Consider the following 9,270-nt stretch of genomic DNA (forward strand, 5'->3'; position numbering starts at 1 on the left):
AAAGATTTATTAGCAAAATTAATTAACTAATTATTACAAGTTGATGACATTAAGTCATATATAAGTTAAGAAATATTTAGATAGAATCTTCAAAAATTATTAAATAAAAGAAAAGGCAAACATATGAAAAATTGGAATCCAAGTTCTTGGAGAGATTTTCCAATCAAACAACAACCTACTTATACTGATATGGATAAATTAAAAAAAGTTGAAAAAGAACTTAGCTCTTATCCTCCTTTAATTTTTGCAGGTGAAGCACTTAATTTAAAAAGTCAATTAGCAGATGTTGTAAATGGTAAAGCTTTTTTATTACAAGGTGGTGATTGTGCTGAATCTTTCGCTTCTTTTGATGCAAATAATATAAAAAACTTATTTAAAGTAATGATGCAAATGGCAGTAGTTTTAACTTTCTCAGGTGGCTGTCCTGTTGTTAAAGTTGGACGAGTTGCAGGACAATTTGCAAAACCAAGATCATCTGATTTTGAAGAAGTAAATGGTATTGCTTTACCTTCATATAGAGGAGATATTGTAAATGATATCGACTTTACAGAAAAATCAAGAAATCCAAAAGCTAAGAAGTTATTAAAAGCATATAATCAAAGTGCTGCAACTATGAACTTACTTAGAGCCTTTTCAAGAGGTGGTATGGCTGATTTAAATCAAGTTCACTTATGGAATACTGATTTTGTTAATGACCATACTTTAGGTGAGAAATATGATGAGGTTTCGCATAAAATTTCAGAAGCACTTAACTTTATGAAAGCTTGTGGAATTACAAGTGAAACAACAGCTCAATTAGCACAAACAACTCTATTTACTTCTCATGAAGCACTTTTACTAAACTATGAACAAGCTTTAACAAGAAAAGATTCAATCACTGGTGATTGGTTTAACTGTGCTGCTCATATGTTATGGATTGGTGATAGAACTAGAGATTTAAAAGATGCTCATATTGAATATTTTAGAGGTATTAAAAACCCAATTGGCTGTAAAGTAGGACCTTCTATGAAAGAAGATGAATTAATTCAATTAATTGATACTTTAAACCCAGAAAATGAAGCAGGAAGATTAAATCTTATTGTAAGAATGGGTGCTAATAAAGTAGGTGATTTCTACCCTAAATTACTTGAAAGAGTAAAAAGAGAAGGTAAAAATGTATTATGGTCATGTGATCCAATGCATGGAAATACTATTAAAGCTGATAATGGTTATAAAACAAGAGATTTTGAAGCAATTTTATCAGAAGTAAAACAATTCTTCCAAATTCATAAATCAGAAGGAACATATGCAGGTGGTATTCACTTAGAAATGACTGGACAAGATGTAACAGAATGTACAGGAAGTACAAGTTCAGCAGTTACAACAGAAGGTCTTGCAAGTAGATATCATACTCAATGTGATCCAAGATTAAATGCTGACCAAGCACTTGAATTATCATTTATGATTGCAGATACTTTAAAAGAAGCTAGAAAAGATTTAGTTTTATAAGTAAATCTTTTAGCAAATAAAAAAGGGGAAGTTTTAAAACTTCCCCTTTTTTTATACCTTTTACTTTAAATTATAAAAATGTTTCTTTATAAATATCTTCGTTAAAAGCTACCATTACTTTATCATCATAATCTATTAATGGTCTTTTTAAAAGCATTGGTTCTTTTATTAACCATTCTTTTTTCCCATTATCATCTAAATTTAATTCTTTTAGTTTTAAAGTTCTGTATTTTGTACCTCTTGCATTAAAAAGTAAGTTAATATCAGCTCTTTGTACCCATGATTCTATTAAATTTGAAGCTGGTAATTCTTTTTTAAAATCAAAGAATTCAACTTCTATATTGTTATCCTTAAAAAACCTTAAGGCTTTTCTAACAGAATCTCAGGTTTTTATTCCATAAACCCTAATCATTTGTTTTTCCTATTCAATAATTTTTGGAACGACGAAATATCCGTCTTCACTTTTTGGAGCATGTTTTAATATATGATTTGATAGTTCTAAATCTTGTTTTGCTACATCTTCTCTTAGTGGTGTTCCACCTTCAACTGTACTAAAAGTAGCTTCAATATTTGAAACATCAATTTCATTTAAATTTTCAATAAAATTAATAATATCAGCAAGTTCTGTTTTTAAATTTTCTTTTTTTGAATCATCAATTTCTAAGCTAGATAGTTTTGATAGTTTGGCTATTAAGTTATCATCAACAGTCATTTTATTCCTTTTTTCAATTATATACTAAGTGTATTTTGTACATTTTTAAATTGGTAATATTATAACTAAAAAGAGTTTGTTACGGGATTAATAACAAATATCTTTAATATTTTTATTAGAAAAATTAATATGATGTGATATTATATACAATAATAATAATTTGTGGAGATTTGTTAATAATGGACAATAAAGAGTGTTTAGAAGAGAATAAGAATTTAAAAGAAAGATTAAAAGAATCAGAAGAACAAATAACACAGCTAAATCAAATCAAATTAAACTATGATATTTTATTAGCTGAATTAGATAAAAAAGATATTCTACTTCAAGAATTAAATAAAAAGCTTGAAGACTTATATATAATTGATGAGTTAACTTCTTTAGGAAATAGAAAAAGTTTTGAAGATACTTTTAATATTGAATTTTCAAGAGCAAAAAGAAATTATTATGATTTAAACTTTTTATTAATAGATATTGATTTTTTCAATAAATATAAAGAGATTTATGGTTTATCAAAATCAAATGAAGTTTTTAAAGTTATTGGTGAAGTTTTAAATAACTATGCAAGAAGAGGAAACGATTTTGTATTTAGATATGAAGATGATAAGTTTACATATATTACTTGCTTTCAAAATGAACACGAATTTCTAAAATTAGCACAAAGTATAAAAGATGCTGTTTATGAAAAACAAATAGAACATAAAGAGAATGATCATGGTTTTTTAACTATTTCAATTGGTGCAGTAATTTCAAGAAATAAATCTTTAAATAAAGAAGATTTATTTACGCAAGCATGTGAGAATTTAGAAAAGTCTAAAAAAGATGGAAAAAATCAAGTAACTATGACAGTTTTATAGTTACTTGATTAAAAGAAAATCTATTTACTTCTTTTTTCGTAGAACTCTTTTTTAAAGTTATCCCAGTTATCTTGTAAAATTGCAGTTCTTGCTTCTTTCATAAGATTTAAATAGTAATGAATATTGTGCATAGAACCTAATCTAAAATATGTCATTTCACCCGCTCTATAAAGATGGTTTAAATATCCTCTTGAGTAGTTTTTACAAGCATAACATTCACATTCAGGATCAATTGGACCTTCATCTTCTTTGAATTGTGCATTTCTTATATTTAATCTTCCAAAAGAAGTAAATAAAGTACCATTTCTTGCATTTCTTGTAGGCATTACACAATCAAACATATCAACACCACGTTCGATATTTTCAATTAAATCTTCAGGTGTTCCAACACCCATTAAATATCTTGGCTTATTTTCTGGCATAAACTGAGTAGTCCACTCAACAGTTTCATACATATCTGCATTTGGCTCACCAACACTTAATCCACCAATTGCAAACCCATCATAATCTTCAAGTGCACATAATTGTTCTGCACTTAATTTTCTAAAGTTCTTATCAGTTCCACCTTGGATAATTGCAAAAATATTTTGATTTACACCAATACCTTTTGCTTGTTGTTCTTTATGATATTTAATAGCTTCTTTTGCCCAAGCTGTTGTTCTTTCAATAGATTTTTTAATTCTTTCTTGTGTATTTGGTAAAGCAACTAAATCATCTAATATCATCATAATATCAGAACCTAAATCATACTGTGTATCTAAAACACTTTGTGGAGTAAAAAAGTGTTTACTTCCATCAATATGTGATTTAAACATAATTCCATCTTCATGTTGTTTTGTATTTTTACTTAAAGAAAATGCTTGAAAACCACCTGAATCTGTTAAAAATGAGTTAGGAAATTTTGCAAAACCATGAAGTCCTCCAAATTTTTTAACTGTTTTACTTCCTGGTCTTAGGTATAAATGGTAAGTATTCCCTAAAATAATTTTAGCACCAAGTTCTAACATATCGTTAGCATCAAGTGCTTTTACTGTTCCTTGAGTACCAACTGGCATAAAAACTGGAGTTTGTATTGTACTGTGAGCTGTTTTTATTGTACAAGCTCTTGCTTTATTTGATGTTGCATCTATTGTAAATTGCATAAGTTATGTAAACCTTTTTTAAAATTATGAAATTATATCCAAAGTAAATTAATATTTAAATTTTAATAAAATATATACAAACTACTATTAATCTTAAAAAGATATAATATTGCGATGAAAAAGATATTAATTATATTAGATGGTATTGTTGCAAAAAATCTTATGCATAGAATCGTTGAAGCAAACACAGGCGATAATGTTTATGATGTGATTTACATGAGTGATGCAATATTGCCAGTACAAAAACCTTCGAGTTTTACGTTTTATAAGTTTGATCCAACTTCAAAGTCAAAACTAGCAATGGTTTTGGATAAGAATATTCATACTGAAGTTTTAATAGCATTAAATTCAAAAGATGAAATGTTAAATGTTATTAAAAATATAAAAGAGCATAAAGATAATCTACAAATGACTATTTTAGATTATTGGGGATTAAAAATTGATGATCCTTATGTTAATGTTTATAAAGGTATTGAAGTTCTAGCAAATGGAATGGTTGAACGACTTCCTAATATTCCTGTTGTTGCCCAAAATATTGGTTTAAGACAGGGTGAAATAATGGAGATTAGAGTTCCTTTTGGAAGTTCTTATGCTTATAGATATATAGGTTCAATAGAACAAAAAGAGTGGAAAATTTTTGGTTTATATAGAAATCAAAAACTTATGAATATAAAACCTTCACTTGTTTTAAAACCAAATGATGTAATTTTAGTTATTGGAAAACCTGATGTTTTAATGCAAGTATTTAATGCTATTGGAAAAACACAAGGACAGTTTCCTATGCCATTTGGTCATAATATTTATTTATATTTAGACCTTTACTTACAAAATGAAGATAATGTAAAAAAAGCAATAGAAGAAGCAAAGTTTTTAAATCAAAAATTAAAAAATCACAAGTTAATAGTAAGAGTTACTAGACCAACAACTGTTGCAATTATGACTTTTATTAAAGATGAACTAAAACATTTTCCTACAATTACTTTAGTAATAGATTATGCTAATAGCGGTTTTTATAAAATACTAAAAAATGATTTTAGAAAATATGATATTGGTATGATGATGCTAACTCAAGAGATGTTTAAAAATAAAGATCAAATTAAGAGTATTTTATCTCATAAAGTTCCATTATTTAAATTAGGTAATGAAAAACTAAAATCTATTAAAAGAACAGTTGTAATTTTAAATGATACACACTCTTATGAACAAATTTCACCAATTGTATTTGATGTAGCAAGTCAGCTAAAAACAAAAACTAAAATATTTGATTTAGACCCAATTGGAGAAGAAGAGAATAAATCTAATTTATTAGACCATTTTGAAAATCTTTCAAAAATTTTTAATGAAAAAATTGAAATTGTATCTAGTAATGAAAATCCAATACGTGAATTAAAAAAACAAAAAAATATGCTTCAAATATTACCTTTAAAAGAAGAGATGTTCAAGAAAAGATTTTCATGGAAGTTCTTCTATACAAACACGGATTTTATATCATTTGATATGAATAAATATAATCAATTATTAGTTCCAATAGTTGAAGAATAAAATATAAATTAAGGACAAAATAAAATGAATTTTGAAAAATACCCTTTTGAAAAATTAGCAATATTATTAGAAGATGTTACTGCAAATAAAGATTTTGAAGAATCTGTTTTAACTATTGGTGAACCAAAATTTGAAACACCTGATTTTATACAAAATGCACTAAAAAACTCTAGTTCATTACTAAAAAAGTATCCTGCAAGTGCTGGAATACCAGAATTAAAAGATGCAATGATAAATTTTGTAAATACAAGATTTGATGTTAAATTAGATGTTAATCAAATTATTCCAACTTTTGGAACAAGAGAAGCATTATTTAACTTCCCTCAATTTGCCTTATTTGATATTAAAGATCCTGTAATTGCATATACAAATCCTTTTTACCAGATTTATGAAGGTGCTGCAATTGCTAGTCGTGCTGAAGTTATTCATATTAATCTTACAAAAGAGAATGATTTCAAAGCACATTTAAGTGATGAAGAATTACAAAGATGTGACCTTGTAATTTTAAACTTTCCTAATAATCCAACAGCTGGTTCTATGAGTAAAGAAGAGTTATCTGTATGGGTTGAAAAAGCATTAAAGTTTGATTTTATTTTAATAAATGATGAGTGTTATTCTGAAATTTATTTTAATAAAGAAGATAAACCAGCATCACTTTTAGAAGCAAGTATTTTAGTTGGAAATACTGATTTTAAAAATGTACTTGTAATGAACTCTATTTCAAAAAGAAGTTCAGCACCAGGATTACGTTCAGGTTTTGTAGCAGGTGATGCTAAGATATTAAAAGAGTATTTACAATATAGAACTTATGTAGGTTGTGCATCACCAGTTCCATTACAACAAGCTGCTGTTGTTGCTTGGAATGATCAAGAGCATGTTGATTACTTTAGATCTGTATATAAGCAAAACTTTATATTAGCAGAAGAAATTTTAGGAACAAAAATACCACAAGCTACATTTTATATTTGGTTAGAAGTTCAAGATGAATTAGAATTTACTAGAAACTTATATAAAGAAAAAAATATAAAAGTAGTACCAGGTTCTTTCTTAGGTAGAGAAGAACAAGGTAAAAACTATGTAAGAATTGCACTTGTTGAAAATGAAGAAAAAACAAAAGAAGTATTATTAAGATTAAAGGATTTTATAAATGGATAAAAAAGAGTTAAATGAAGCAAGAACAAATCCTGAGTTCTTAGATTATTTAGAAGAAACAAGAATTAAATCAATGGCAGAAAAAAATATTTCTGCTATGTATGAGACATTAGATTCAATGTTAGTATTAGATTTAGATGAAGAAAAAATCAATAAATTATATGAAGAGATTTTAAAAACTTCTTTTGAGAATGTAGAAGTTATTGTAAATGAAAATAAAAGACTAAATTTGGAAGGTGATAATTTACTTTATGTAAGAGCTTTTTATGAACATGCAATTGAGAAATGGTCTTATGATAATTTTGATGGAGCAAAAGAATTAATTTTTGTATTAGCTAATATTATTGATGATAATATCTTAGAACAAGCATTAAATGTATTAATTATTGTGTTATCACAAAAACAACAATTAGATACTTTTTATGATAAAGAAGTAGATTTTGAAAAAGAAAGTGAAGATGAAAAATATGGATATTTTATCATTAATTTCAATTTTGAAAAAGAAAACTTTATTAATAAAAATAGTGAACTTTTAGCAAAAGAGTATTCAAATTTAAAACATCTATTGGATAGTTAATGAAAGTTCATTTTATTGGTATAGGTGGAATTGGCCTTTCTGCCTTAGCTAGATTTTTAAATAATGATGGACACGAAATTAGTGGTTCAGATATGAAAAAATCTCCTATTACAGAAGATTTAATAAATGAGGGTATAAAAGTAACTTGCCCTCAAAGTGCAGATAATATTCAAGAAGATTTTGATTTAGTAATTTATTCAGCTGCGGTTACAGATGAAAACCCTGAATTAATCCAATCAAGAATGAAACAAATAAGAACATTATCAAGAAAAGAAGCATTACCAATTGTATTAGGTGATAAAAAGAATTATTGTGTAGCAGGTGCGCATGGTAAGTCTACTACAACTGCAATCTTAGCTTCAATATTACAAAGTTCAGCACTTATTGGTGCAATATCAAAAGAGTTTGGTTCAAACTTTAAATATGTAAATGATTTAGTTGCTTTTGAAGCTGATGAATCTGATGCTAGTTTTTTACTTTCAAACCCTTATTGTTCAATAGTAACAAATGCAGAACCTGAACATATGGAATATTATAATTATGATTATGATAAATTTTTTCAAGCTTATGAAACATTTATAAACCTTGCAAAAAAAAGAGTGATAAATGCAGAAGATGAATATCTAAAAAAATTAAAAATAGATGAAGATACAATAAAGTTATATCCAAGTAAAGATATAAAAAATGTTTCTTATGTTTTAAAAGATAATGAACCTTATACAAAATTTGAATTATTAGATTATGGATATTTTGAAGTTTGGGGATTTGGTTATCATATAGCTTTAGACGCATCTTTAGCAATATTAGCTGCATTAAATGAACTAAGTATTGAAGAAATTAAAACTAATATCTTAAAATATAAAGGTATTAAAAAAAGATTTGATGTTGTTCAATCAAACGATAAATTTGTTGTAATTGATGATTATGCACATCATCCAACAGAAATCTTAGCAACAATTCAATCTATACTTGAATATGATAAAATCAAAAAAATGTCTAAAAAAGTTGTAATTTGGCAACCTCATAAATACTCAAGAACTATTGATAATCTTGAAGGCTTTAAAGCCTGTTTTAAAGGATGTGATGAATTAGTAATATTGCCTTTATGGACAGTTGCAGGTGAAAAGAAAGTAGATATAAATTTCCAAAAAGAGTTTGAAGTTTATAATCCTATTTTTGCACATAGTTTACAAACATCAGAAGGAAAAATACAATTAATTAATGATAATAAAATTGTAAAAACTTATGAAGATGGAATTATTCTAGGTGTAGGTGCTGGAGATATTACTTATCAACTAAGACATTAATAAATTCTCTAAACATTAAATAAAGGTTATTATACTAAAATAATATATTGCTTTATAAAAAGGAATATATTATGAAAATATTAGTTAGAAAGTTTTTAGAAAAAGAGTCAACAGCTGGCTTGATTTTAATATTTGTTACAATTATCGCATTAATATTTAGTAATACCTTTTTATCAGAATTTTACACTACATTTTTACATACTAAAATAGAGTTAAGAGTAGGGGATTTCTTAGAAATCTCCAAACCTTTAATACTTTGGGTTAATGATGGTCTTATGGCCATATTCTTTTTACTTATTGGTTTAGAGATAAAAAGAGAACTTATCTTAGGTCATTTATCAACTTTTTCAAATATAGCATTACCTGCAATTGCAGCAATTGGTGGAATGCTTGTACCTGCATTAATCTTTGTATATTTTAACTTTGATAATGAATTCGCTCTAAAAGGCTGGGCTATTCCTACTGCTACTGATATTGCCTTTGCTTTAGGGATACT

9 protein-coding genes and 1 pseudogene are annotated in these 9,270 nt (G+C 26.6%); 7 read left to right on the plus strand and 3 right to left on the minus strand.

The window, feature by feature from the left end; genetic code table 11:
• Nucleotides 1-123: 123 nt before the first annotated feature.
• Nucleotides 124-1,488, plus strand: a complete 1,365-nt coding sequence (locus ACERKK_RS07955) for a class II 3-deoxy-7-phosphoheptulonate synthase (protein WP_373772550.1) — start codon at nucleotides 124-126, stop codon at nucleotides 1,486-1,488.
• A 70-nt stretch (nucleotides 1,489-1,558) separates the two neighbouring features.
• Here the strand turns inward: ACERKK_RS07955 and ACERKK_RS07960 are convergent.
• Both ACERKK_RS07960 and gatC read right to left on the minus strand, forming a co-directional pair.
• Nucleotides 1,559-1,858: pseudogene (locus ACERKK_RS07960) on the minus strand (arsenate reductase family protein); the annotation flags it as partial.
• 51 nt (nucleotides 1,859-1,909) lie between these two features.
• Nucleotides 1,910-2,200, minus strand: coding sequence for an Asp-tRNA(Asn)/Glu-tRNA(Gln) amidotransferase subunit GatC (gatC, locus tag ACERKK_RS07965; protein WP_373772551.1), 291 nt, complete (start codon nucleotides 2,198-2,200; stop codon nucleotides 1,910-1,912).
• 179 nt (nucleotides 2,201-2,379) lie between these two features.
• On the opposite strand from gatC, the gene ACERKK_RS07970 reads away from it, so the two are divergent.
• Nucleotides 2,380-3,054 (plus strand): GGDEF domain-containing protein, encoded by a 675-nt coding sequence (locus ACERKK_RS07970; RefSeq protein WP_373772552.1) that lies wholly within the window; start codon nucleotides 2,380-2,382, stop codon nucleotides 3,052-3,054.
• Nucleotides 3,055-3,074: 20 nt separating this feature from the next.
• Here the strand turns inward: ACERKK_RS07970 and tgt are convergent, their stop codons facing one another.
• Nucleotides 3,075-4,196 (minus strand): tRNA guanosine(34) transglycosylase Tgt, encoded by a 1,122-nt coding sequence (tgt, locus tag ACERKK_RS07975; protein WP_373772553.1) that lies wholly within the window; start codon nucleotides 4,194-4,196, stop codon nucleotides 3,075-3,077.
• A 114-nt stretch (nucleotides 4,197-4,310) separates the two neighbouring features.
• On the opposite strand from tgt, the gene ACERKK_RS07980 reads away from it, so the two are divergent.
• The 5 genes from ACERKK_RS07980 to ACERKK_RS08000 all read left to right on the plus strand — a co-directional run.
• Nucleotides 4,311-5,738 (plus strand): COG3400 family protein, encoded by a 1,428-nt coding sequence (locus ACERKK_RS07980; RefSeq protein WP_373772554.1) that lies wholly within the window; start codon nucleotides 4,311-4,313, stop codon nucleotides 5,736-5,738.
• Nucleotides 5,739-5,762: 24 nt separating this feature from the next.
• A complete protein-coding gene (locus ACERKK_RS07985) occupies nucleotides 5,763-6,893 on the plus strand; it encodes a succinyldiaminopimelate transaminase (protein WP_373772555.1) in 1,131 nt (376 codons plus the stop codon).
• Nucleotides 6,886-7,467 carry a hypothetical protein gene (locus ACERKK_RS07990; RefSeq protein ID WP_373772556.1) on the plus strand — a complete coding sequence of 194 codons (582 nt, stop codon included), beginning with the start codon at nucleotides 6,886-6,888 and terminating at the stop codon, nucleotides 7,465-7,467. Before ACERKK_RS07985 ends, ACERKK_RS07990 begins: the two co-directional genes overlap by 8 nt.
• On the plus strand, nucleotides 7,467-8,774 hold the full coding sequence (gene murC / locus ACERKK_RS07995; protein WP_373772557.1) for a UDP-N-acetylmuramate--L-alanine ligase: 1,308 nt from the start codon (nucleotides 7,467-7,469) through the stop codon (nucleotides 8,772-8,774). Before ACERKK_RS07990 ends, murC begins: the two co-directional genes overlap by 1 nt.
• A 71-nt stretch (nucleotides 8,775-8,845) precedes the next feature.
• Nucleotides 8,846-9,270 (plus strand): Na+/H+ antiporter NhaA (locus ACERKK_RS08000; protein ID WP_373772558.1); only part of this gene is annotated, 425 nt, incomplete at its 3' end.

The sequence above is a fragment of the Poseidonibacter sp. genome (assembly GCF_041821165.1).
In the GTDB taxonomy this organism is placed as follows: Bacteria; Campylobacterota; Campylobacteria; order Campylobacterales; family Arcobacteraceae; genus Poseidonibacter.

What these genes read in the sequence shown, in the direction of transcription:
- gatC (WP_373772551.1), bottom strand. Translation starts at nt 2,200, where the DNA reads ATGACTGTTGATGATAACTTAATAGCCAAACTATCAAAACTATCTAGC.
- ACERKK_RS07985 (WP_373772555.1), top strand. Translation starts at nt 5,763, where the DNA reads ATGAATTTTGAAAAATACCCTTTTGAAAAATTAGCAATATTATTAGAA.
- tgt (WP_373772553.1), bottom strand. Translation starts at nt 4,196, where the DNA reads ATGCAATTTACAATAGATGCAACATCAAATAAAGCAAGAGCTTGTACA.
- ACERKK_RS07955 (WP_373772550.1), top strand. Translation starts at nt 124, where the DNA reads ATGAAAAATTGGAATCCAAGTTCTTGGAGAGATTTTCCAATCAAACAA.
- murC (WP_373772557.1), top strand. Translation starts at nt 7,467, where the DNA reads ATGAAAGTTCATTTTATTGGTATAGGTGGAATTGGCCTTTCTGCCTTA.
- ACERKK_RS07980 (WP_373772554.1), top strand. Translation starts at nt 4,311, where the DNA reads ATGAAAAAGATATTAATTATATTAGATGGTATTGTTGCAAAAAATCTT.
- ACERKK_RS07990 (WP_373772556.1), top strand. Translation starts at nt 6,886, where the DNA reads ATGGATAAAAAAGAGTTAAATGAAGCAAGAACAAATCCTGAGTTCTTA.
- ACERKK_RS07970 (WP_373772552.1), top strand. Translation starts at nt 2,380, where the DNA reads ATGGACAATAAAGAGTGTTTAGAAGAGAATAAGAATTTAAAAGAAAGA.